Below are 25029 nucleotides of genomic sequence, written 5' to 3'. Positions count from 1 at the left end.
GCTGACTTACTTGAAATTTAAGCTCGAGATGTATGATTCAAAGTTACGACGAGTTTCTGTAACTGAATCTCCACCGAACTTCTCCAAGACCGCTTCAGCTAGAACAAGTGCAACCATGGCTTCTGCGACAACTCCTGCTGCAGGTACTGCGCAAACATCAGAGCGTTGATTAATTGCTTTGGCTGCTTCACCAGTTGATACATCAATCGTATCTAACGCCTTGGGTACTGTTGAAATAGGTTTCATGGCGGCTCTTACTCTTAGGATTTCTCCATTAGACATACCGCCTTCAGTACCGCCAGCTCTATCGGTACGACGAACGATTGCCCCTTGGGAATTCTTTTCAATCTCATCATGTGCAACGGACCCACGACGCGCTGCAGTTTGGAAACCATCGCCGATTTCAACGCCTTTGATTGCTTGGATACCCATCACTGCGCCAGCCAATTTTGAATCTAGACGACGGTCCCAATGAACATGAGAGCCCAAACCTGGTGGCATATTAAAAGCTAGAACCTCAACCACTCCACCTAATGTGTCACCATCACGATGTGCCTGTTCGATCTCAGCGATCATTGCCTGACTAGTTTGCGCATCGGCGCAGCGAACTGGATCTTCATCAATTAACTTCATGTCCCCAGCATTAGGTAAGGCAGAACCATCGGGCACGCGAACCGAACCAATGGAAAGAACATGACTAAGAATCGTAATTCCAACACTTTGCTCAAGAAAGTTTCGAGCGACAGCTCCTAGTGCAACTCGGGCCGCTGTTTCACGCGCACTCGCTCTTTCCAAAATTGGTCGGGCATCATCAAAGTTGTACTTCTGCATTCCTACAAGATCAGCGTGGCCTGGTCGTGGCCTGGTTAAGGGTGCATTTCGAGCGAGATCTTTAATCTCTTCCTCTGGAACTGGGTCGGCAGACATTACTTTTTCCCACTTTGGCCATTCCGAATTCCCAACTTGAATCGCAATCGGTCCACCTTGTGTTAGGCCCAAACGCACGCCTCCAAGAATTGTGACCTTGTCAGCTTCAAAATTTTGACGTGCTCCACGTCCCACACCTAAGCGTCGTCGCTGCAAGTGATAATCAATGTGAGAGGTTGTTACGGTGACAGAGGCAGGAATACCTTCAACGATCGCACTGAGCGCTTGCCCATGTGATTCTCCAGCAGTTAACCAACGCATGTTCCTATTGTGACAGATAAGCGGGCTACTAGGTCGCCAAATAAAGTGCCAAGCCCACAAAGATGCTGGGAGCCAACGGAATTCTTCGGGGTAAGGTCTGATTCTTAAGGGTTCTCCACATTACGTGCAGTGAAGCGCTGAGAATGATCAATACAGCTAGAAGAGTTAGATCGCTGTAACCATCCGAGTTGAGAGTAAGCAGGATGATCAATAAAAGTTTTGCATCCCCCATTCCTAAACCAAGCAAGTTGAGCATTAATAGGATGAAGAGTGCTACAAGAATTGTAGAAATTTGTCCAAGGCCGTTGAAGAACACATACGGGGCGCAGAGCAGCGAAAGCATTACTAAGTACACATTTGGAATCGTTAAGGATTTCAAATCTGCCAAGGAAATTGGAATGGCCAGAACAAGAAAAGGAAGCCACATACGATGACTTTATCCAGCTCCTTCACACAAGAGCGTTACCTGTGGATTAAGCCAGTTTTGATAAAGCTGCTTCACGCATTTTCTGGTAGAGAACTTCTCGCTCGACCTTGATACCGGCGAAAATTTCGACCTGAGTTATTGCTTGATGGGTCAAAAGATCCAAACCATCTATGACTGGTGCATGTGAATCAGACCAAAATTTAGATATCGCAGTTGGCCAAGGGTTGTACAAAACCTCGAAGAAAGTTCCACGTGGAGTATCAATTGATGGAAGAAAGAATTCCGCTGCAAATTTCGGGGTTGTATTGATTACCAAGTCGAAAGAATTTATCCGATCAGTGAGCTGCCAAGGCAAGTAGGTAACATCAACAAAGCTTGCTTGATTCATCGCTGATTCACGCTCGGGGTTACGGCTAATCACTGAAACTTCTTTGGCAATCCGTGACACTGAAGCGACCGCTGCACGTGCAGTTGCCCCAGCCCCGATAACTAAGACCGAATCTATTTGTTTTAATCCGTGCGCACTCAAGGAATGGTCGAAGCCAGAGACATCAGTACTTGTTAACTTCCACGCGCCATCACTAAACCACAGAGTGTTTCCACAGGAAATTCGATTAGCGATATCAGAAATTGAACTCGCAACCAAAAGTGCTTCTTCTTTAAGTGGCATCGTAAGTGAGAGACAGTTCTTTTCAGTCGCTGATAAATACTTACTTAGCTCTCCTGCTTTGACTTCAACAGACTCGTAGCGCGCCGAAAGCCCTAGCTGCTCGTAGGCTAAAGCGTGAAGCAATGGACTGAGCGAGTGAGCAATCGGCGAGCCTAGAACCGCTGCATTAATCACTTAAATGCACCAGCCTTTCGATTCTTCGTATACAAAACTTTCCAATCACTGAACTCATCAAAACTGGCGGTGAAACGCGTGTCGCCAGGAGCAACAGTTATGAAATACAACCAGTCCCCCTGCATAGGTTCAAGTGCAGCTTTGATTGCAGCCGAACCGGGGCTACAGATAGGCCCTGGTGGCAAGCCGTACTTTCGGTAGGTGTTGTACGACGAATTAAGCATCGTGGCTTTGCGACTGAGGAAAATGTCTCCACGTGCTTGCATAACAAAATGCACTGTCGAATCCATTTGTAGTGGCATGCCGATTTTTAGACGATTGTAAATGACTCGAGAAACCTTCGTGAAGTCTACGTCCGTACTCTCGGCCTGAATTATTGAAGCGATAGTCAAAAGTTGTTGGGCCGAATATGTACTGGTTCCCTGTAGCAACTTACGACCTTGTGCATCATCACTAAATCGGTCAATCATCCTTTGCGCCGCAACTTGAGCAGATGTTCCTTCCGGAAAGGAATACTGAGCAGGAAAAATCAAACCTTCACTGTTTGAAAAACCTTTCGGAAGTTTTAATCCGGAGAACGCACTTCTTACCTGCTGCTTTGTAAATCCGTAATCTAGAAAAGCTTGCTGAACTTCACTCTTCCAAGCACCCTCGGCAACTCTAATCAAACTAGCAATTCTTTCTGGATCTAACAATTGATCTAGTGCTTGTCGAGCCGAAATCCCAACAGTTAATCGATGGCTTCCGGGTGCGACTTTTTGTGCCCGCACATCTCCAACCGCTACACGAAAGTAAGCCTCAGCAGATTTCACAACACCAGATTGCGCCAGAATCGCGCCAATCTGTGATCCCGTAGCACCCTGCGGGATTTCAACTGTGATCTCAGGTAAACCTTGGACTGATTGGGCGGTGTCAAAATCAGGAGCCGACGTTGTTTGTGAGCGCATGAGAAAGAGCGAGAAGGTGAAAACCACAATCACCAAACCTGCGGCGATAACTCTGGAAATAGCGCGCATCACTTTCTCTTCTCCAGATCAATGGCAAACTCTAAAATTGCGACAGCTGCCGCCATGTCGATGGCGTTCTTTGAATCTTTCGCGTTTCTACCGGCATCGCGCAAGTTACGTGCGGCAGTGACTGTAGATAAACGTTCATCAACCATGACTACTTGTACATCAGTAATTCCTCGCAAAAGCTGCGCAAACTCAATCGCTTTATCCGTTGCAATACCGTCCTGCCCACTAAGCAAAGCAGGTCTTCCGACGAAAATCTGAACAGGTTCAATCTCAAGAAATATCTCAGAAATGCCTTTGAGTAAAGATTTATCTGAAGCTTTCAAGGTTGTTAAAGGTGAACAAATGATCGAATCCGCATCACTTGTTGCAACTCCGATGCGGACATCACCATAATCAAAGGCGATTCGACGTCCTCGTTGCATCATCTAACCAATAAGAGATTGCGAGATAGCGGCGATCGCATCTAATGATTTACCTGCATCAGTGCCTCCACCTTGAGCAAAGTCATCTTTACCACCACCGCCACCACCTAGAACAGTTGAGCCAATCTTTACTAGCGCACCAGCTTTAACACCGGCTGCTCGTGACTCATCACTGACCGCTACAACCAGGACTGGTTTTCCTTCATTATTGCTCAGCAATGCGACCACGGAATTTGCGTTTTGGGACCTTAGGTCGATTGCAATCTTGCGTAGATCATCACCTGAAATTCCATCCGACATTACCGAACCAATAAATGTGTGACCGTTTATTTTCGTTGCTGCCTTAGCTAGATCGCCAACTTGTGACAAAGCTTGCGCAGAACGAACGGCAACTAATTCCTTTTCAATCTCTTTCATCTTGTTCAACATATCTGAAATTCGCTCGGGTAGTTCTTCAGTCCTAGAACCTTTGATCAGTTCAGTAAGCGAATTCAGCAAAATGTGTTCGCGAGCTAAAAACTTATAGGCATCGACTCCGACTAGCGCTTCCACGCGTCGAACTCCGGCACCAATTGAAGATTCTCCCAAAAGTTTTACAACACCCAACTGACCAGAACGGGAAACGTGGGTTCCTCCGCAGAGCTCTCGCGCCCAGTCGCCAACGCTTACGACTCGCACAACATCGCCATATTTTTCGCCAAACAGAGCCATTGCACCGATTTCCTTGGCCTTTGCCTGAGACATGCTTTCAGCGGTTACCTCTAAGTTATCTAACAACAAAGTGTTAACTCGTGATTCAACATCATCCAAAACTGAGGCAGAGACTGCGCCAGTTGCAGGGAAATCAAAACGGAAACGACCAGGAGAGTTTTCTGAACCTGCTTGAGTTGCCGTTTCACCAAGAACTTCTCTAAATGCTTTGTGCACCATATGGGTAGCGGTGTGCGCTCTTGAAATTGCAGAACGTCTTTCAGAATCAATTTCGGCAAGTGCATCAGCACCGACTTCGACAGTTCCATTGATAACTCGACCACGGTGAACCGATACTCCAGGTACCGGCGATTGAACATCATCAATTTCAATTACTGCGCCAGAACTCAGAGTGATTCTTCCACCGTCAGCTAACTGTCCTCCCCCTTCGGCATAGAAAGGAGTTCGATTCAGGATAATTTCTACATCGTCGCCTTCGGTAGCAGAGGAAACACCAACACCGTCAAGCAAGATGCCAGTCAACTTTGATTCAGAACTTGTGTTTGTATAACCAAGGAACTCTGTTTTGCCGCTCTTGTCAGCAATTGATCGATAGACCGACACATCTGTATGGCCGGACTTCTTTGATTTCGCATCAGCCTTCGCGCGATCTTTCTGTTCTTTCATAAGGCGGCGGAAGCCATCTTCGTCAACGCTCAGTCCCTCTTCACGGGCCATTTCAAGAGTTAAATCAAAAGGGAAGCCATACGTATCGTGCAGCTTGAAAACATCTTCGCCAGGTAATACTGAACTTTTGCTCTTCTTCAACGCCGCTGAAGAAACATCAAAGATCTGCGTACCACTCTTTAGAGTCTGCAAAAAGCTTTCCTCTTCCGAGGCGCTAACTGCCAAAATTCTTTTCTTATCTGAAACTAGTTCAGGGTACTGAGGGCCCATTGCACCGATTGCCGCGATAGTAAGTTCAGACATGATTGGATCCATAGAACCAAGAAGGCGCATATTTCGAATGGTTCGACGCATCATTCTGCGAAGAACATAGCCTCGACCTTCGTTTCCTGGTGTGACTCCATCACCAATCAGCATTGCCGATGTTCGAGCGTGGTCTGCAATGACGCGAAGGGATACATCGGATTTTTCAGATGCGCCGTACTTCACACCAGTTAATTCAGAGGCACGATTTAGAATCTGAATTGTCGTATCAATCTCATAAATGTTCTCAACGCCCTGCAAAAGTGCTGCGGTTCGCTCTAGACCCAAACCGGTATCAATACTCTTGGCAGGCAATTCACCAAGAATTGGGTACCCAGCTTTACCGCCGCCTGCTCCGCGTTCATTCTGCATGAAAACCAAGTTCCATACTTCAAGGTAACGATTTTCATCCGCGATTGGTCCGCCTTCAACTCCATAAGCAGGACCGCGGTCGTAGTAAATTTCTGAGCAAGGACCGCATGGGCCAGGAACACCCATAGACCAAAAATTATCCGCCATGTCACGACGCTGGATACGTTCCTTTGGCACACCGATTTGTTTATGCCAAATATCGGCAGCTTCATCATCATCTAGATAAACAGTTACCCACAACTTTTCTTCAGGAAATCCGTAACCACCATCAGCAATTGGTCGAGTCAATAGTTCCCAAGCAAGGGCAATGGCACCCTCTTTAAAATAATCTCCGAATGAGAAATTGCCACACATTTGGAAAAATGAAGCATGTCGAGTTGTCTTGCCAACTTCATCAATATCTAAAGTACGAACACACTTTTGCACAGAAGTTGCTCGCTTGTATGGCGCGGTTACTTCACCCAAAAAGTAAGGCTTGAATGGAACCATTCCAGCGTTAACAAGTAAAAGATTTGGATCATCGGCAATCAAAGAAGCCGAAGGAACAACTGTATGGGTTAACCCTTGACGGTTGTCAGATTCAAAAAAGCGCAGCCAGCGCGAACGGATCTCGGCGGATTCCACTAGTTAAGATCACTCAGCCTTCTTCTTTTTCTTGGAACGATCCTTATTCTTCTGTGCCGCTGAAATAAGGGCTCCCGCAACCTTGACTGCTGAACCATTCTTGTTCATGAATCCTTGCGTTGCTTCGTTTACCTTTTCGCTCATCTCTTCAATATTTTTGCTCACTCGATTGATGCTATGCAGGGGTCCGTTAACCAGAGTTACTGTTGTGTGTACCTCATCGATTAAAGGTGCGGTCTCTTCGGTAAGGGTCTTGAGCGAGGCGCTAGCTTCGTCAATCAAGCGACCTACACGGATGACGGCATAAGCAATCGCGATAGCAATGACAGCTAGCGATGATGCCGCGATTATTGTTGCAATTCCACCTGGACCCATGTTGTTAGCCTACCTGAACCCTTAACTACCCTGTGGGTTTTTAGGCTGTGGCACCCAATCAATTCCGCTCTCTTTTCGCTGAGCGGGCGTGATTGGTGTTGGAGCACCGGTTAACGGGTCTCCACCACTTGCAGTCTTTGGAAAAGCAATAACTTCTCTAATTGAATCTGAGCCCGTTAATAATGCACAGACTCGATCTAGTCCTAACGCGATTCCACCATGTGGAGGCGGACCATAATTGAAAGCTTCTAACAAGAAACCAAACTTACTTGACGCTTCCTCATCAGTTAAACCAATAACAGAGAAAACATCTTTCTGAATATTGCGGTCGTGGATACGAATCGAGCCACCACCTAATTCAGTTCCGTTGAGAACGATGTCGTATGCATAGGCCAAAGCAGATGCTGGATCGGATTTAAAAGTCGCTGCGTATTCTGGTTTTGGTCCAGTAAATGGGTGGTGAACTGCGGTCCATCCTCCGTTGTCAGTTGGTTCGAACATCGGCGCATCTACAACCCACAAAAACTCCCACTGACCATCAGGGATCAAGTTGCAACGCTTTCCAATCTCTAAGCGAACCGCTCCCAAAAGATTAAGCGATGCGGCGCGCTCTCCTGCTGCGAAGAAAATCGCATCCCCGACTTTTGCACCAGCTGCTGCAACGATTCCAGCGGTTTCTTGCTCAGAAATATTCTTAGAAACAGGGCCACCAAGAGTTCCATCCTCATTAACCAAAATGTAAGCCAGCCCCTTTGCGCCACGAGCTTTAGCCCAATCTTGCCAAGCATCAAGTTCACGACGAGCAGATGATGCTCCCCCTGGCATAACAACCGCGCCTACATATGGTGCCTGAAAGACGCGAAATGGGGTTTGTGCAAAGAATGAAGTGAGATCTACGAGTTGGTTATCGAAACGAAGATCTGGCTTGTCGGAACCGTAATTAGTCATTGCATCGGCATATGTCATTCGCTTCAGTGGAAGCGGAATGTTGTAGTTGACCGCTTCCTTCCATACTTGCGCAACAATCTTTTCAGCAACAGCCAAGATGTCCTCTTGATCAATGAACGACATTTCAATGTCTAGTTGTGTGAACTCTGGCTGACGATCGGCGCGGAAATCCTCATCTCGGAAACAACGAGCAATCTGATAATACTTTTCCATTCCAGCCACCATCAAAAGCTGCTTGAACAACTGTGGTGACTGAGGAAGTGCGTACCAAGAGCCAGGTTGTAAACGCACTGGCACAAGGAAGTCTCGAGCACCTTCAGGTGTGGAACGGGTTAAGTAAGGTGTTTCGATTTCTAGAAACTTTTCATCTTCCATGACACGGCGAATAGTCGAAGTCACCTTGGAGCGAAGTCTTAGATTCTGCGCAGGTTTTTCACGACGAAGATCCAAGTAGCGATAGCGCAAGCGGACTTCTTCATTAATATCAGTGTCATCGCCACTATCTACTGGAAATGGCAGTGGTGCGGCTTCAGAAAGAACCACAACAGTGTCACCCATAACTTCGATCTCACCAGTAGGAATATTCGTATTCTCATTACCAGCTGGGCGAGCAACGACCTCGCCAGTTATTAGTAAGCACCATTCTGCGCGAAGTGATCCGGCAACTTTTTCGTCGCGTATAACTACTTGAACTGAACCTGATGCATCACGCAAATCAATGAAAGCGACACCACCATGATCTCGACGGCGTGAAACCCAGCCAGCCAGAGTGACAGTCTGTCCTGCGTTGGATTTACGCAATGACCCAGCTTCATGTGAACGCAACATTTTGCTTCCTAATTCTACTTTTTGAGAGCTTCGAACAATGAATCAATCTTAACCGAGGTTCCAGTGCCAGATTTCATCTCTTTTAACTCGACAGTTCCGCTTGAGATCTCGGCATCACCAAGCACAATCACGTAAGTCGCACCGCTTTTATCGGCGCCCTTCATCGCACCTTTGAGGGCGCGATCACCAAAGGCGATCTCAACTCTCTTTCCTCTAGCACGCAAAGATGTTGCAATCGTGAGTGCCTGCAGTTTTGCACTCTCACCCAGCGGAACAATGAACAGATCAGATACAAATGAATCCGAACCAATTACTTCTTCTGCTTCAGCAGCAAGTAAGGCTCGATCCACGCCCAGACCGAAACCGATTCCCGACAGCGATTGTCCGCCTAATTGCTCCATGAGGCCGTCATAACGGCCGCCTCCACCGATTCCGGATTGAGCTCCTAGTAACTCGTGAACAAATTCAAAAGTAGTCCCGGTGTAGTAATCCAATCCGCGCACCATTCGTGGATTAAGCGTGTAAGAAATATTTAGCGCCTCTAAGTACCCCACAACTTGGTCGAAATGTGCACGGGAAGAGTCATTCAAATAATCCATCAGCAATGGCGCACCCGCCATCGCTTTTTTCATTTCCTCACGCTTATCGTCGAAAAGTCTGAGTGGATTAATGGCCGCACGTGCGGCGGTAGCTTCATCCAATTCCAGTGTCGAAATAAACTTAAGCAGTTCAACTCTGTGTGCTGCCCTTGATGCGGCATCGCCTAACGATGTGATGTCCAAACGATACTTCTTTAGTCCAAGTGCCTTGAAGCCAGCATCAGCAATAGCAATTACTTCTGCATCAATGGCTGGATCATCTAGACCTATTGCTTCAATTCCAACTTGATAGAACTGACGATAACGGCCGGCTTGAGGACGTTCAGCTCTAAAGAACTGACCTGAGTACCAAACTTTTACTGGTAACTGGCCACGATCCAATCCGTGTTCAATGACTGCGCGCATTACACCAGCAGTTCCTTCAGGTCGCAATGTGATTGAACGTCCACCACGATCTTCAAAGGTGTACATTTCTTTAGAAACTACATCCGTTGACTCGCCAACTCCCCGCTTAAACAAATCTGTATCTTCAAAAACTGGAAGTTCGATCAATTGATACCCCGCAAGTCGCGCAGGTGCGATCAAGAACTCACGAACGAATTCAAAGGAACTCGAACGAGGAGGTGTGTATTCACTGACGCCTTTAGGAGCAGCGATTTTTTGTTGAGACATCAGTATTTTCCCACCAGACTTTTTAGATACGGATTGTTCTTTTTCTCATATGACATAGAAGTTCGTGGGCCGTGACCTGGCAATACCTCAAGATGATCTGACAACGGAATCACTTTTTTACGCAATGTTTCATCCATATCTTTACTTGATCCAGTCGGTAGATCGGTACGTCCTATCGAACCAGCAAAGAGCACATCCCCGCTGACCAATACTTGATCCGAAACCTCAAACATTAGAGACCCGCGCGTATGTCCCGGTGCGTGAATTGCCCTGAAGGAAAGTCCCACCAAATCAATCACTTCGCCATTACGTAGTTCACGCACCTGTGCGGGTTCAGCAAAATTCATCGCCGAAACAGTTGCGGCAAACTCGGGGCCGAGAATCTTTTCAGGTGCAGAAAGATAAGCACGATCTTCGCTATGAATGTAGGTCGGGATTTCATATCCATCAGCGATTGGTTGAATAGAAAATGTATGATCTAAATGTCCATGTGTCGCAATGACGGCTACCGGTTTCAGATTATGGCGTTGAAGGATTTCATCTAATTGAGCGCTCACATCTGGCATACCCGGGTCGATGACGACGCATTCGCTGCCAGGCTCACTCGCCAAGACCCAGCAATTGGTTGCAAACATTGGGGCGGCAAAAGAGTCAATCAACAAACCCGGCACCCCCTCATTCACGCTCAATTTTGGCGCGATTGACGCTCACACCATGAGACAGGGTACCTTTTGCCCTACCAATCCACACTCGACCCACGCTTAGAGGGCCCAAATCTTCTAAGCATCGCACCCACACATAGCGAGCCTTACATAAGGTAACGCGCTGAAAGGATCACTCTCATGACAGATATGAATTTCCCACCACAGGGTAGCGCTGCAAGTGCGTTAATCGGAGATCCTTCAGCATTTGGTCGAGTAGCAGAAGATGGAACAGTTTTTGTAAGAACAGCTCATGGTGAAAAAGCCGTTGGGTCGTATCCAGGAAAAACCGCAGAGGAAGCACTTGCTTACTTTGTTCGAAAGTTTGAAGTTCTTGCAGCCGAAGTTGCCTTACTTGCTGCACGCATCAAGAGTGGAGCTATGGTTCCATCCGATGCTTACGCCGCAGTTAAGAAATTGCGTGAGCAAGTGAAGGAGTTAAATGGTGTCGGTGACCTGGATGCATTGGCCGCATCAGTTGAACAAATCGAGCCACTTATTGAGGGACATCGCGAAGCGTATGAAGCTAAGAAGGCTGCTGAAACAGCAGCAAAAGCCGCTCGTCGCGAACAGATTCTTGTCGAAAAGGAAAAAATTGTTGCTGAAGCCGAATCACTAGCACTTTCCGAGAGTTGGAAATCAACTGGTGACCGTCTCAAGGTTTTACTTGATGAATGGAAAGCAGCGCCACGTTTAGAAAAGAAGGCCGACGCCGATCTTTGGAAGCGTTTTTCTTCATCTCGCAACAAGTTCGATAAGCGACGTCGTACCCACTTTGCATCCCTTGAAGCTACGCAATCAGTAGTTGCAGATGCCAAGAAGAAGATTGTCGAAGAGGCTGAAAAGCTAGCAACTTCTACTGAATGGGTTCCTACTGCTAAGCGCTTTAAGGTCCTGATGGATCAGTGGAAAGCTGCAGGACGTGGCAAGAAGAATGATGATGCAAAACTGTGGTCACGATTTAAAGCAGCCCAAGATCAGTTCTTTACCGCAAAGAATGCTGATCTTGAAAAGCGCGATGTGACAATGGCTGCAAACCTTGCAAAGCGCGAGGAAATCGTTCCGCTTATGGAAGCGTTGCTACCTATTACAGATGTTAAAGAGGCTCGCAAGGCTCTAAATGAACTGCAGCGCTCTTGGGAAAAGATCGGCATGACCCATAGGGATAAGCGCGCAGCACTTGATGCTCGCGTAGCCAAGGTTGAATCCACAATTAAGGAAGCAGAAGCTGAAATTTGGCGCAAGACTGATCCGGCCGCAAAGAAGCGCGCGCAAGAAGTTGTTGCACAGCTCACCGAGTCAATCGCTAACTATGAAAAGGCTGCAGCTAAGTTTGCTGCAACTGGCAACACAAAGAAGGCAACTGAAGCTGCTGAATCTGCAGCTGCACGTAAGGTGTGGTTAGCAGAGGCGGAAAAGGGTCTTTCAGAGTTCAACTAACGACAAGATTTAGTTGTTCGTTGTTCGATACACATCGTAAACACCTTCGATGCCGCGCACCGCTGCCAGAACTGCATCTAGATGTGTTGCATCTGCCATTTCAAAAGTAAAGCGTGAAAAAGCTGTGCGATCTTTTGATGTGCTTACAGACGCACTCAAAATGTTTACATGTTGCTCGGACAATGTTCTGGTTACATCGGCCAGCAATGAAGCACGATCTAGCGCTTCTACTTGGATGTTTACCAAGAAGATCGAAGCGGCTCCAGTGCGCCACTTAACTTTGACTACACGATCGGCCTGATGGCTCTGCAGATCTGATGCATTGGTGCAATCGGAACGGTGAATTGATACTCCGCTCCCCTTTGTAATAAATCCCATGATCAAATCACCCGGCACCGGCGTACAACAGCGAGCGAGTTTTACCAAAACATCATCGGTGCCTTCAACATCAATGGCATTGCTGGATCGCCTGGTTGTTGGCGCGCGATTAGGCAACACATCCATAGTTGGCTCTGGATGAGAATCCTCTGCCCCCATTGATGCAACTAGCTTGTCGATAATGGAAGCTGCTGAAACATGACCATCACCGACGGCTGAATACAGACCATCAATGTCTGAATAACGAAGATCATGAGCGAGTTCAAGAAGTGAATGTCCTGCAAATATCTTTTGCAAAGGCAGTCCCGCTTTTCGCATTTGGCGAGCTATAGATTCGCGACCAGCATCAATTGCTTCTTCGCGTCGCTCCTTGCTAAACCAAGCCTTAATCTTCGAGCGCGCACGAGGACTCTTAACAAAGTTCAACCAATCCCTACTTGGCCCTGCGTTCTCACTTTTATTAGTGACAATCTCGACGACATCTCCATTGTTTAAGCGAGATTCCAGCGGAACCAAACGACCATTTACTTTTGCGCCAGCGCATCTAAGCCCAACATCGGTGTGAACAGAAAAAGCAAAGTCGACAGGTGTTGAGCCGCCGGGCAAGGCAACGACACTGCCTTTAGGTGTGAAGACGAAAACTTCTGGGGAACCTAAATCAAATCGCAACGCTTCCAAGAATTCAGAAGGGTCTTCAGTTTCTTTCTGCCATTCATGTAACTGACGAAGCCACAACATTTCTGGAGAAGAATCACTATTTTCTGGTCCCTGTTTGTATTTCCAGTGAGCAGCAATACCAAATTCAGCTCGTGCATGCATATCGTAAGTACGAATCTGGATTTCAATCGCTTTACCGTTAGGTCCAATTACTGTCGTATGAAGCGACTGGTACAAATTGAATTTAGGCATCGCAATGTAATCTTTAAAGCGGCCAGGAACCGGACTCCAGCGGGCGTGGATCGAGCCGAGAACGCCGTAACAATCACGAACATCATTAACTAATACTCGGATACCTACCAAGTCATAAATATCATTGAACTCGCGACCACGCACAACCATCTTTTGATAGACCGAAAAGAAGTGCTTCTTTCGACCCGTAACAGTTGCATCTATCGCATCCCGTAACAAATCCTCTTTAACTGATGCAATTACCTCTTCAGTTAATTTATCTCTAGATGGCGAACGCTCTGCAACTAATCGCGAAATTTCTTCAAACTTTTTTGGTTCTAAAACTTCGAAGGAAAGATCCTCGAGTTCCCATTTCATCGCATTCATTCCCAGGCGATGGGCAAGAGGTGCGTAGATGTCCAAAGTTTCACGAGCCTTACGCAGCGCACTCTCTTCAGAAACGTACTTCCAGGTTCTCGCATTGTGTAAACGATCAGCTAATTTAATAACCAAGACACGGATATCTCTGGACATTGCAATAACCATCTTGCGAACGGTTTCAGCTTCTGCAGTCGGGCCATAGGACAGCTTGTCTAACTTGGTAACGCCATCAACCAAATTGGCTATCTCGTCCCCAAAATCATGGCGAAGTTGTGTTGATGAATACTCGGTGTCTTCAACTGTGTCATGCAACAAGGCGGCAATGATCGTTGCTGGATTCAGACCAAGGTGGGCCAGGATTTCAGCAACTGCTACAGGGTGAGTTATGTAAGGCTCACCAGATTTGCGCAATTGGCCAGCGTGGGCATCTCGTGCGACTTCAAATGCACGAGAAACATCGGCCTCATTTACTGAGGCATGGTTTTCTTTGAGAGCACTAACTAGTGGTGCTATCAAAGTATCCACAAGAGACCCTACTTACGACCTTTGCGCTTTGGTTGGTTGCGAGGACCGCGACCATTAACAGCTGCAACAGGTGCGACCCCTGCAACTGAAGCAGTTGCTGATGCAGACCCGCGTGCTTCAACTCGCTTGGCAAGGGCCTGCATTGCTGGCTCCTTCTCACGAAGTTGAGCCAAGATTGCTGGCGCAATAAAGATCGATGAGTAAGTTCCAACAATCAATCCAATGAACAATGACAGTGATAGATCCTTAAGCGTTCCCGCGCCAAGTAAGCCAGCTCCTACGAACAAAATTGCTGCCACAGGCAGAATTGCAACGATAGAAGTGTTTGCAGAACGAACGATTGTCTGATTAACAGCAAGGTTTACCGCTTGAGAGTAAGTCTTGGTCGATACCGCCGAAATAGCTTTCGTATTATCTCGAACCCTGTCAAAGACCACCACCGTGTCATACAACGAGTAACCCAAGATAGTTAAGAATCCAATTACGGTTGCTGGTGTTACATCGAAACCTACAAGTGCATAGATTCCAACAGTAATGAAAACGTCATGCATAACCGCAATGATTGCCGCAACAGCCATCTTTGGTTCTAGTGCCATTGCAAGATAAATCATTACAACTAATAAGAAGCCGAAGAGACCGTAGAGTGCTTTACGAGTGATTTCCTTACCCCATGAAGGACCGATGATCTGAACATCAATTGATGCCAGATTGACAGAGAACTTGGCCGCTAAAGCATCCTGAACCGCATTGTTTAATGCAGGTTCTAGGGCTTGTGTTTGAACGCGAACCTTGTCATCTCCCACAAGTTGGACAATAGCTTCGCCAGGAACTCCTGCCTCTTCAGCTGCTTCTCTTGCAAGAGCCACCGATGGGTTTGGTGTATTTACTGTAAATGAAGAGCCACCCTTGAATTCAATTCCTAGAGTTAGACCTTGAACCGCTAGCGCTCCAATTGATAGCAGAACGAAGAAACCAGACAGGGCGTACCAACGACGGCGACGACCGATGAAATTAACAGATGTCTCACCACGATAGAGGCGACCACCTAAACCTGAAACCTTTGACACTTTATGCCTCCTTCGCAATGACTAGCCCCAGACTCTTAGGCGAGAAGCCTGAGAGAGGATGACCTGAGTTGAAGAACTTCATTCGAGAAATCAATACAAGTGCTGGCTTGGTGAATAGGAAGATAATGATTAAGTCGATCAATGTTGTTAGTCCAAGCGTAAATGCGAAACCACGAACTCCGCCTACAGAGAAGACATACAGAAGTACTGCGGCAATTAACGACACAAAGTCTGCAATCAGGATTGTACGACGTGCTCGTATCCATCCAGTTTCAGCAGCGGTTCGCAATGATCTGCCTTCTCGCATCTCATCCTTTACGCGTTCAAAGTAAACAATAAATGAGTCTGCCGTAACACCAATCGCGGTAATCGCACCAGCGATTCCGGCTAGCGTTAGCGTGAATCCAATCCATTGACCCATGAGCAAGATCAGTGCGTACAACATGATTGCTGCCACAGCCAATGAACCCACGGTCACAAGTCCTAGAGCTCGGTAATACAAGAGCGTGAAAATTACCACCAATAACATACCCAAACCTGCTGCTAGCACACCAGCGTTAAGTTGATCGGCACCAAGTGTTGGGGAAACTTGCTGTACTTCTCCACGATCAAATGCAAGTGGGAGTGCACCATATTTCAAAACATTAGCAAGATCTTGAGCCTCAAGTTGCGTGAAGCTTCCTGTGATTTGCGCATTACCGGAAGGAATTGCTTCATTAATTCTTGGTGATGAGACAACTAAACCATCGAGAACAATTGCTACCTGATTTGTTGGTTCCGGCAAAGAGGTAACTCTTGCTGTCAAAGCACCGAAAGCAGATGTTCCTTCGTTATCAAAGGTGAGACTTACAAACCATGCGCTGCCGGCCTGAGTGTCTAGCCCGGCTGAGGCCTTTGAGACTTGACGACCTAAAACTTCTGCTGGGGCCAAAATGTATTTTGTTCCACCTGCACGATCACACGTTACCAAAACAGAATTGGCATCATCTGCGCCGTTACCCTGTAAATTCTCTGGCTTTGTGCAATCAAGAGCTGCGAACTTTGCATTGTCTGCCGCGCTTACACCAGCTGCAGGAGTTGCCCCCGCATCACCAGCTGCTGGAATTCCTGAACCAGATGCAAGCACCTGGCGGAAACGAAGTTCTGCAGTCTGTCCAACCAAATCAACAACTCGTCTACCAGTGTCACCAGGTACCGAGATAACAATCTGACGATTTGTACCCGTTCCTTGTGAAGTTACTTCTGATTCAACAACACCTAATGAGTCAACACGTTGGCGAATAATTGAAACCGCCTGATCGATTGCCTCACTTGTAACACTGCCTTCTTGACCTGGTGCGATTCGAGGTTGCAGCGTGACCGATGTACCGCCTCGTAGATCCAAACCTAACTGCAGACTCTTGGAATCTTGAAGGAAAACTAGACCGATCATCGATACGAGGATTAGGCCAAGAATCGCCAAAGTTCGGCCAGGTCGTGAGCTGGTCTTTATTGGTTTCGTTGTTGTAGACATAGGGGCAGAGTCTAGAGGTCAGATGCGGGTAAGTCGAAAAGCGTAGAGATTTCAGCAGGTGGCGTTCGTCCTATATGGCGCCAACCTTGAGCGGTTGCTACCCGTCCACGCGGGGTTCGGGCCATGAAGCCATTGCGCACTAAAAACGGTTCAGCCACCGACTCTACGGTTTCGGTCTCCTCACCCACCGCAATAGCCAAGGTAGAAAGTCCAACGGGACCACCATTGAATCGCTCGATTAACGCTACTAAGACCGCACGATCCAAACGATCCAACCCGAGCTGATCAACTTCATACATCTCTAATGCAGCTTTGGCCTGGGTCAATGCAATAGTCGATGCACCTTGTACTTGCGCATAGTCACGAACACGTCGCAGAAGTCGATTCGCGATTCGAGGTGTCCCCCGAGATCTTCCCGCGACTTCCAAAACCGCATCCTTATCGATTGAAATCTTCAACAACTCTGAACTACGAGAAATTACCTGCGCAATATCGCTTTCTTCATAAAAATCTAAGTGCGCCGTGAAACCAAAACGATCACGTAAGGGACTTGGCAAAAGACCGGCCCGAGTAGTGGCACCTACCAATGTGAAATGTGGAAGTTGCAATGGAATTGCCGTCGCGCCAGGTCCTTTTCCAACAATTACATCTACACGAAAATCCTCCATGGCCAAATAGAGCAACTCTTCGGCAGGTCTTGGCAACCTATGAATCTCATCTAAAAAGAGAATTTCACCTTCTACTAATGATGACAAGATGGCAGCTAAATCACCCGCATGAGTAATTGCGGGACCACTTGTGATCCGAATCGGAGCATTCATTTCACTGGCAAGAATTAAGGCAAGCGTTGTTTTACCTAACCCAGGAGGACCCGAGAGCAAAATATGATCGGCTGGCGAATTACGGTTTCGTGCCGCTGTCAACAAAACATCAATTTGTTCACGTACTCGATGCTGACCAATGAAGTCAGATAGGGACTTTGGACGCAATGCATGCTCTAGTGCAGACTCTTCACTTTTTATGTGCGGAGCAACTAAACGATCATCAGCCACGTGAACTCTTCCCACTAGCTAAGGTGCGCTTTAGTAGATCACTTAGTTCAACACTTGCTGCATCGATTCCATCTGCTTGTAGCCCGGAAACAACTGCAGAAATCGCATTATCGGATTCTCTCGGTGAAAAACCTAGTGAAACTAAAGCACTTGATAACTGTTCTCTCCAAGCGGGCTGATGCCCCTTGTATTGCTGAACATGAGACAAATCGCTCAGCTTTCCTTTGAGCTCCAAGATCATGCGCTGCGCGCCTTTTCGTCCGATCCCAGGTACTTTTTCAATTACACCAATATCTTCTTGCGAAATAGCGCGACCAAGATCTTCTGGAGTAAGCGCTCCCAGAATCGACAGTGCCACTTTAGGTCCAATGCCTGAAACTGTTTGAACTAGTTCAAACAAGCTGCGAGATTCTTCGTTGACAAATCCGAAAAGCGTTAAGGAATCTTCACGCACCACCAGTGAGGTAAATAGTTGCACCTGCGAACCCAGAGTTACTTGAGTAGTTGTTAAAGGTGTGACTAAAACACTTAAACCGAAGCCACCAACTTCAACGACTAAACGATCACTTTGTATTGATCGTACGGTTCCGTTCAAAAGAGAAATCATCGTGATCTCAATTTCTTAAGTCGTGATTGCTCTGCGGTAACAGCTTGTGCCAGTCGGGTGTTTCCGCCACCACGCCAAATGTTACAAATAGCAAGAGCCAAAGCATCTGTTGCATCCACTGGCTTTGGAATCGAATCAAGGTTAAGAATCTTCTGGACCATCATTGCTACTTGGGCTTTGTTTGCGCGACCATTGCCAGTAACCGATGCTTTAACTTCAGATGGCGTGTGCATCATGACTGGGATTCCTGCCTTTGCTGCCAATAGCAATGCAACTCCTGCAGCTTGCCCGGTACCCATCACGGTTCGCACATTGTGTTGTGAAAAGACTCGTTCAACTGCGATTACATCTGGCTTCCACACATTTATCCATTGTGATAATTGTTGATCCAAATCTAAAAGGCGTTGTTCCAGAGGCGCATCAACTGGCGTCAAGATGACACCGACTTCGACAAGTGAAAGAGGTGAACCCACGGCACCATCGACGATACCCACACCGCAACGAGTTAAACCTGGGTCAACACCCAAAACTCTCATTGCCCGCCTCGTGCTTTCTCAATATGTCAAAGTTAAAGCCTAAGGTTATTGCACGAAGCTCTAATCGAGGCTCGCCATAACTTCATCAGAAACATCAAAATTACTATAAACATTCTGCACATCATCAAGTTCTTCAATTGCATCAATTAACTCAAAAACCTTCTTTGCACCTTCGGCATCCAAAGGTATGGACATTGACGGAAGGAATGAAGAATCAGCTGATTCATAGTCAATGCCGGCGCTCTGCAAGGCGGTTCGTACCGGAACCAAATCAACCGGTTCACTCACAATCTCAAAGGCTTCACCGAGATCGTTTACTTCCTCAGCACCTGCTTCTAGGACTGCTTCCAGAATTGAATCTTCGGTCAGAGTTCCATCCTTCTTGACGATGACAACACCTTTGCGATTGAACAAGTAGGAAACCGATCCCAGATCTGCCATTGATCCACCGTTGCGAGTAACTGCGACCTTAACTTCAGATGCCGAACGGTTTCGGTTATCTGATAGACACTCGATCATGATTGCAACGCCATTTGGACCATAACCCTCGTACATGATGGTGATCCAGTCTTTTGCGCCAGCTTCTAATCCTGCACCACGTTTGATTGCACGATCGATGTTGTCGGCGGGCATAGATGATTTCTTAGCTTTGGCCACTGCATCAAATAATGTTGGGTTGCCATCCATATCAGCACCACCATTTCGAGCGGCAACTTCAATAGCACGAATTTGCTTAGCAAATACTTTGGCGCGACGGCTATCAATGATCGCCTTTTTGTGCTTTGTCGTAGCCCATTTGGAATGGCCTGACATGGATTCACCTCACCTAAATAAAGATCAAACTTTTTTCGTCGTGGACTACTTTACCTTGTGAAGTGCTGGACGGGCTACTTGCTCGATAAAATAGCGATGGATTCGATGATCACCAGTTAATTCAGGATGGAATGATGTTGCAAGTGCAGTTTCTGAACGAACGGCAACGGGATGTGTATCAACTGTTGCCAAAACCTGAACTGATCCCGCAACTTTTTCGACCCATGGAGCTCGAATGAAGACCGCCCGAATCAATTCAGGCGAACCATCCTCGAATGCAATATCTGATTCAAATGAATCAACTTGGCGTCCGAAAGCATTGCGTCTAACAGTGATGTCTAATCCACCAAAACTCTTTTGACCAGCTTTTGCATCAAGAATTTCATCGGCTAACAAAATCATTCCAGCGCATGAGCCATACACTGGCATTCCGTTTTTTATCTTGCTCTTGAGCAAATCAAAGATGCCAAAAACCTCGGCCAATTGCGCGATTGTCGTTGACTCTCCCCCCGGTAAAACGAGGGCATCAATCTCATCGATTTCTTGCGCGCGTCTGACAGCAACTGCTTCAACTCCACACGCTAGCAATGATTCGATGTGCTCGCGGACATCACCCTGTAAAGCTAAAACGCCAACCTTCATTGAACGAGAAGTTACCAACCACGCTCTGAAAGACGGTGAGGTGCCGGTAGATCGGCAACGTTAATTCCAACCATTGCCTCACCAAGACCACGAGATGCATCAGCAACAACCTTTGCATCATCCCAAAATGTTGTCGCCTTCACGCACGCTGCTGCGCGTTGGGCAGGATTGCCTGATTTGAAAATACCTGAACCGATGAAGACACCATCTGCGCCCATGCTCATCATCAGTGCCGCATCAGCCGGAGTTGCGATACCACCAGCTGTGAATAGAACGACTGGCAGTTTTCCAGTTTGGGCAACTTCCTTCACCAGGTCATAAGGTGCTTGAAGTTCCTTAGCTGCGACATACAGTTCATCTTCACGCAATGATGACAGTCGACGAATTTCTCCACCGATCATTCGCATGTGCTGCATCGCATTTGAAACATCACCAGTGCCTGCTTCGCCCTTTGAGCGAATCATTGCTGCACCCTCATTAATACGGCGTAGTGCTTCGCCAAGATTTGTTGCGCCACACACAAAGGGAACGGTGAAATCAAACTTATCAATATGGTTTACGTAATCAGCTGGCGTTAAGACTTCTGACTCATCGATGTAGTCAACACCTAGTGATTCCAGGACACGAGCTTCAACAAAGTGCCCGATGCGTGCCTTTGCCATAACTGGGATTGATACCGCGGCTTGAATCTTTTCAATCATGTCAGGATCTGACATGCGGGCTACTCCACCTTGGGCGCGGATATCTGCAGGTACTCGCTCAAGTGCCATAACTGCAACAGCACCGGCATCTTCAGCAATCTTTGCTTGTTCGGCGTTAACAACATCCATGATGACGCCGCCCTTAAGCATTTCAGCCATGCCGCGCTTGACGCGACCGGTGCCTGTTACTTCAGCCATGATTTAGTACTCCGCTTCAATCGAAAGATAGAGCCCAATCCTACTTCGTCTTATCAACACCGCGCCACGTGAATTCAGGCTCACGATCGGTTAAGGCCACCCATATTTGCCCTGCAGCAAAGTTCATTATTGAGCCATCAGCTAATGTGAAGGTTGTCCCTGAATCAGCAAACGCCCTATTCCATGTGGCTGTGAAGAGTTGCCCATCGCGAAGTACATATGCCTTACCGGTGCCAACTGTTTCAGATAGCGGAGTTACTCCACCAAATTTGTCACCGTATTCCGATGGTGAAATCTTTACCATCTGAACAACAAGTGTTGTTGGACCAAGCACAACTCCACTGTCTGCCAGGTTTAACTTACCGTTGTGGGACAAATGCCAACGCGATTCCTTTTCCGACCAATCAGCAGAATACGTTGCAGATGGCCAATTAATTACAGCTTTTTGCACAGCTTTCCCGCCGTCTGGTAAATCACCGAAGACGAAACCAACATTCTTGGCAACATCAACGGACAAATCATCATCCTTGATTTTTTGCATGAGTAAATCAGCACGAAGAACCATTGCGACCGGGGAAACTCTGTTTGGGTCAGTTGTGTAAATCGTTGGGCTCTGGCGTTGCGCGCCCATGTCCTGCAGGTTAGCTGCTGCAATTACTGGAAGTAATTTTCGCTGAGCTCCGCTGTAAGCAAAGGCCACACGTCCATACTGACTTAAAATATCGATATCCGAAATTCGCGCACTGCGGACAGGTCCTATTCGCTGCGGAATAACAGTTGAATAAATTGCTGCCAATCTAGTTAGTCCAGCTTCAACCTGTTCTATGTAAACAATTTCCGCATCTTCTAAGCCGATTTGCGGATGTGCCGCATTTGTATCATCAATTTTTACAACTAGGACTTGCCCATCGATTCCTTCGCGGCCACTGAGAACACTGGTTGCCTTCTTTTCAGGCAACAAATCCGTAACCGCTGCACACCCGGTAAGCAATACAAATGATGCTACAAGAAGTGCAAAAGCTCTTTTAGAGAACATCAGATTCGAATTCATATGTGATCGGTAATGGCGCTGTTCCAGCCAGTCGGAAAAGTCGGACAATCAATTTACTGCGCACCATTTGGGTGCGAGCAACGGCATCAGTGTGCAAAGCAATGGCAACTCTGATTTTGTCGGTGAGCCCTGATAATTCGGTAAGTAAAGCGCTATCGGCCGCCGTTGCCAGATGTTGTGAATCCTCTAGAAGTAGACCCAAAGCCCCTGATAATCCACTTTCGGCTTGCGAACGATTTTGAATATTTGCATCGCGTGCTTGATATGCAGCCGCGGTCAACAACATAGAAGAAGCAGGATCAGCAATATCGCTATGAGCTATCTCTAGCGCAACCGCTGCGCGCTTTTGCAACAGGACATCCAAATTTGCCCAACTTGTTTCTACCCGATGGTGCAACCTGTCTAAACGAGTTGCAGTAAAGGTCAGGTACCACGCAATAAGCAGCACCAGCAACGCAGCGAGCAACCATTTAGTCATTACTTGTCATCCTTATTCAAGAATCGATTCCACGGACGGGTGTCTGAGGCCAATCGAACTTTCTGACTTCCGACCATGGACATTTCATATACAGAGAAAATTTGTTCTGCAACCACTTTCCAATCAAACATCTTTGCTCGTTCTTTACCGCGAGTGGACAGTACTTTTCTTTTCTTTTCATCTCGCAGCAGATCAATCGCGACTTTTGCCAATTCGGTGGAGCTTTCGGATTCAAACAATGCACCGTATTCTCCGTGACCCAACAAATCATCAAAGGCAGGAATATCACTCGCGATGACACAAGCGCCCCCAGCAAGTGCTTCAGCAAGGATAATTCCAAAGGATTCACCACCTGTATTGGGTGCGACATACAAAGAAACAGATGACACGAAGTCAGCCTTGTCTGATTCTGAAATCTTTCCTAGAAATTCAAATCGATGACGAAGTTGTGGGTCAATGCTCTCGATGACTTCTGCAGGATCACCAGGACCGGCCACGAATACCTTTACATCAGGTGCAAAACGGGAAATGACGGGTAGCGCATCAACCAGAACACTTAACCCTTTCCGAGGTTCTTCAAACCTCCCAATGAATCCAATCGTATTTCCAGACCACTTCTCTAAGGACTTTCCATCTGTGTAGCGATCGGCATAGATACCATTAGGGATGATCACTGCATCCGTTTCAAGGTGATCTGTCAGAGTGAAGCGTGCTGCTTCTGAAACCGCAATCCTTGCTGATAGTTTCTCAATTGCAGGTTCGAGTATCGGCCCAATTGCAAAAATAATTTTCTGACGCTTTGCCGCTGCATGAAAGGTTCCAACCATTGGTCCATCGGCAGCCCAACAAGCCAAGAGGGAAATGGACGGAATGGCAGGTTCGTGAAGATGTAACAAATCAAAATCACCTTGTGAAATCCATTGTCGAACTCGAGCAAAAGCAACTGGCCCAAATAGAACTCGCGCAACTGCGCCGTTATAAGGAATCGAAATCGGCTTACCTGCGTTGACAACGTAATCAGGTAACTTCGTTTCATCGATCGCTGGCGCTAAAACCGAAACATCATGTCCGGATGCAATTAAGAACTCGGCCAAATCACGAATATGGTTTTGAACTCCACCTGGTGTGTCCCAACTGTACGGACACACAATTCCTATTTTTAGCGATCGCGTAAGCACTATGCGCGATCCTTAAAATCGCCATCGACCCAAATGCGTTGCAACATGTGCCAGTCTTGGGGTTTCTCTGAGATACCGTCCTGGAAATACTCCGCCGTCATCTGAACTATTTCTTGTACCTTGCTTCTTTCATCCCCCGTGCTAGGCAAAACGACATTTCTAAACTCAATATGCACTCCATTGTCCGTGTACGAAACAAAAGCTGTTATCAATGGCGCCTTGGTTCGCAAGGCAAGTAAAGCCGGACCTGCCGGCATTCGCGCTGGAGCTCCAAAGAATTCAACCTCGATTCCAGAGCGTGAAAGATCTCTATCTGAAACAAGTGCAACTAATGCACCTTCATTAAGTCGTTCTTCCAAGGTGTTCAATACCCGACCATCTAGCGGCAGAACCTCCATGCCCATGGCTTGTCTGTAAGCAAGAAACTTCAAAAATAACTTTTCAGGCTTTAAGCGTTCGGCCACAGTTACCAACCGAATTCCCTTAGCGCAGAAGTACGCACCTGCATGATCCCAATTTCCGGCATGTGGGACCGCAACTATGACACCAGTTTTGGCTGCGATCGCATCAGTTAACAAGTGCTCATTTGTAACTGTTGTTGTTTCCAAAATTCGTTGATCGCTCCAGTCCGGCAATCTAAATGTGTCACACCAATAGCGCATGTATGACCGCATGGCTTCGATAATCAAGAGGTCCAGATTCAAGGCGGTTATGCCCGGCTGCGTCCTGGAAAGATTCGAACGCAATCGTTGAACGCTTTTTCCATTGCGTTTAACTAGAAAATCCGAGACCCGATATGCCAATTTGTAGGCAGTTCTTTCAGGTAGCCACCTAACGATTCGCCAACCTGCAAAATATACATACGCTGATAAATTATCCTTCATG

24 protein-coding genes are annotated in these 25029 nt (G+C 47.1%); 1 reads left to right on the top strand and 23 read right to left on the bottom strand.

Annotated elements, in window-relative coordinates; genetic code table 11:
• Nucleotides 1–6: 6 nt before the first annotated feature.
• The 10 genes from aroC to AC9UC2_RS03525 are packed head-to-tail and all read right to left on the bottom strand — an operon-like array spanning nt 7 to nt 10630.
• The gene (gene aroC / locus AC9UC2_RS03570; protein ID WP_509525306.1) at nt 7–1188 is read right to left on the bottom strand and encodes a chorismate synthase; all 1182 of its coding nucleotides are present in this window, start codon (nt 1186–1188) and stop codon (nt 7–9) included.
• A 28-nt stretch (nt 1189–1216) separates the two neighbouring features.
• The gene (locus tag AC9UC2_RS03565) at nt 1217–1615 is read right to left on the bottom strand and encodes a prepilin peptidase (RefSeq protein WP_509525305.1); all 399 of its coding nucleotides are present in this window, start codon (nt 1613–1615) and stop codon (nt 1217–1219) included.
• Between the two features lie 46 nt (nt 1616–1661).
• Nucleotides 1662–2459 (bottom strand): shikimate dehydrogenase, encoded by a 798-nt coding sequence (locus AC9UC2_RS03560; protein WP_509525304.1) that lies wholly within the window; start codon nt 2457–2459, stop codon nt 1662–1664.
• A complete protein-coding gene (gene mltG / locus AC9UC2_RS03555) occupies nt 2456–3475 on the bottom strand; it encodes an endolytic transglycosylase MltG (RefSeq protein ID WP_509525303.1) in 1020 nt (339 codons plus the stop codon). Before mltG ends, AC9UC2_RS03560 begins: the two co-directional genes overlap by 4 nt.
• Nucleotides 3475–3897 (bottom strand): Holliday junction resolvase RuvX, encoded by a 423-nt coding sequence (gene ruvX, locus AC9UC2_RS03550; RefSeq protein ID WP_509525301.1) that lies wholly within the window; start codon nt 3895–3897, stop codon nt 3475–3477. Before ruvX ends, mltG begins: the two co-directional genes overlap by 1 nt.
• Before the next feature lie 3 nt (nt 3898–3900).
• Nucleotides 3901–6573: an alanine--tRNA ligase gene (gene alaS, locus AC9UC2_RS03545; RefSeq protein ID WP_509525300.1), complete on the bottom strand. Its 2673-nt coding sequence runs from the start codon at nt 6571–6573 to the stop codon at nt 3901–3903.
• A gap of 9 nt (nt 6574–6582) precedes the next feature.
• Nucleotides 6583–6948, bottom strand: coding sequence for a DUF948 domain-containing protein (locus AC9UC2_RS03540; protein ID WP_509525299.1), 366 nt, complete (start codon nt 6946–6948; stop codon nt 6583–6585).
• Nucleotides 6949–6969: 21 nt separating this feature from the next.
• Nucleotides 6970–8724 (bottom strand): aspartate--tRNA ligase, encoded by a 1755-nt coding sequence (aspS, locus tag AC9UC2_RS03535; protein WP_509525297.1) that lies wholly within the window; start codon nt 8722–8724, stop codon nt 6970–6972.
• 14 nt (nt 8725–8738) lie between these two features.
• A complete protein-coding gene (gene hisS / locus AC9UC2_RS03530; RefSeq protein ID WP_509525295.1) occupies nt 8739–9995 on the bottom strand; it encodes a histidine--tRNA ligase in 1257 nt (418 codons plus the stop codon).
• Complete coding sequence (locus AC9UC2_RS03525) at nt 9995–10630, bottom strand: MBL fold metallo-hydrolase (protein WP_509525456.1); 636 nt, start codon at nt 10628–10630, stop codon at nt 9995–9997. The genes hisS and AC9UC2_RS03525 overlap by 1 nt, the downstream gene beginning before the upstream one ends.
• A gap of 207 nt (nt 10631–10837) precedes the next feature.
• Between AC9UC2_RS03525 and AC9UC2_RS03520 the strand changes: the two genes are divergently transcribed.
• Entirely contained in the window at nt 10838–12136 is a 1299-nt protein-coding gene (locus AC9UC2_RS03520) for a DUF349 domain-containing protein (RefSeq protein ID WP_509525293.1), read from the top strand.
• A 9-nt stretch (nt 12137–12145) separates the two neighbouring features.
• Here AC9UC2_RS03520 and AC9UC2_RS03515 read toward each other — a convergent pair whose 3' ends face one another.
• From AC9UC2_RS03515 to AC9UC2_RS03455, 13 genes are read right to left on the bottom strand one after another with little or no spacing between them, the layout of a single operon-like run.
• A complete protein-coding gene (locus AC9UC2_RS03515) occupies nt 12146–14308 on the bottom strand; it encodes a RelA/SpoT family protein (protein ID WP_509525291.1) in 2163 nt (720 codons plus the stop codon).
• A gap of 8 nt (nt 14309–14316) precedes the next feature.
• Complete coding sequence (secF, locus tag AC9UC2_RS03510; RefSeq protein ID WP_509525290.1) at nt 14317–15375, bottom strand: protein translocase subunit SecF; 1059 nt, start codon at nt 15373–15375, stop codon at nt 14317–14319.
• A gap of 1 nt (nt 15376) precedes the next feature.
• Nucleotides 15377–16888, bottom strand: coding sequence for a protein translocase subunit SecD (gene secD, locus AC9UC2_RS03505; RefSeq protein WP_509525288.1), 1512 nt, complete (start codon nt 16886–16888; stop codon nt 15377–15379).
• Nucleotides 16889–16899: 11 nt separating this feature from the next.
• Nucleotides 16900–17940, bottom strand: a complete 1041-nt coding sequence (gene ruvB / locus AC9UC2_RS03500; protein ID WP_509525287.1) for a Holliday junction branch migration DNA helicase RuvB — start codon at nt 17938–17940, stop codon at nt 16900–16902.
• Nucleotides 17933–18547, bottom strand: coding sequence for a Holliday junction branch migration protein RuvA (gene ruvA / locus AC9UC2_RS03495; RefSeq protein ID WP_509525285.1), 615 nt, complete (start codon nt 18545–18547; stop codon nt 17933–17935). The genes ruvB and ruvA overlap by 8 nt, the downstream gene beginning before the upstream one ends.
• Nucleotides 18544–19083: a crossover junction endodeoxyribonuclease RuvC gene (gene ruvC, locus AC9UC2_RS03490; protein ID WP_509525284.1), complete on the bottom strand. Its 540-nt coding sequence runs from the start codon at nt 19081–19083 to the stop codon at nt 18544–18546. The genes ruvA and ruvC overlap by 4 nt, the downstream gene beginning before the upstream one ends.
• 60 nt (nt 19084–19143) lie before the next feature.
• On the bottom strand, nt 19144–19896 hold the full coding sequence (locus AC9UC2_RS03485) for a YebC/PmpR family DNA-binding transcriptional regulator (RefSeq protein WP_509525283.1): 753 nt from the start codon (nt 19894–19896) through the stop codon (nt 19144–19146).
• Between the two features lie 45 nt (nt 19897–19941).
• A complete protein-coding gene (gene pdxT / locus AC9UC2_RS03480; RefSeq protein WP_509525281.1) occupies nt 19942–20538 on the bottom strand; it encodes a pyridoxal 5'-phosphate synthase glutaminase subunit PdxT in 597 nt (198 codons plus the stop codon).
• Between the two features lie 11 nt (nt 20539–20549).
• Nucleotides 20550–21437, bottom strand: a complete 888-nt coding sequence (gene pdxS / locus AC9UC2_RS03475) for a pyridoxal 5'-phosphate synthase lyase subunit PdxS (RefSeq protein WP_509525279.1) — start codon at nt 21435–21437, stop codon at nt 20550–20552.
• 40 nt (nt 21438–21477) lie between these two features.
• The gene (locus tag AC9UC2_RS03470) at nt 21478–22488 is read right to left on the bottom strand and encodes a DUF3048 domain-containing protein (protein ID WP_509525278.1); all 1011 of its coding nucleotides are present in this window, start codon (nt 22486–22488) and stop codon (nt 21478–21480) included.
• Nucleotides 22463–22966: a LemA family protein gene (locus AC9UC2_RS03465; RefSeq protein ID WP_509525276.1), complete on the bottom strand. Its 504-nt coding sequence runs from the start codon at nt 22964–22966 to the stop codon at nt 22463–22465. Before AC9UC2_RS03465 ends, AC9UC2_RS03470 begins: the two co-directional genes overlap by 26 nt.
• Entirely contained in the window at nt 22966–24144 is a 1179-nt protein-coding gene (locus tag AC9UC2_RS03460; RefSeq protein WP_509525274.1) for a glycosyltransferase family 4 protein, read from the bottom strand. Before AC9UC2_RS03460 ends, AC9UC2_RS03465 begins: the two co-directional genes overlap by 1 nt.
• Complete coding sequence (locus tag AC9UC2_RS03455) at nt 24144–25028, bottom strand: phosphatidylinositol mannoside acyltransferase (RefSeq protein ID WP_509525273.1); 885 nt, start codon at nt 25026–25028, stop codon at nt 24144–24146. Before AC9UC2_RS03455 ends, AC9UC2_RS03460 begins: the two co-directional genes overlap by 1 nt.
• Between the last annotated feature and the right edge of the window lies 1 nt (nt 25029).

It is taken from the genome of Candidatus Planktophila sp., from assembly GCF_036734405.1.
In the GTDB taxonomy this organism is placed as follows: Bacteria; Actinomycetota; Actinomycetes; order Nanopelagicales; family Nanopelagicaceae; genus Planktophila.
The sequence above is the reverse complement of the archived record's forward strand: the minus strand, read 5'-3'. Positions and strand labels throughout refer to the sequence as shown.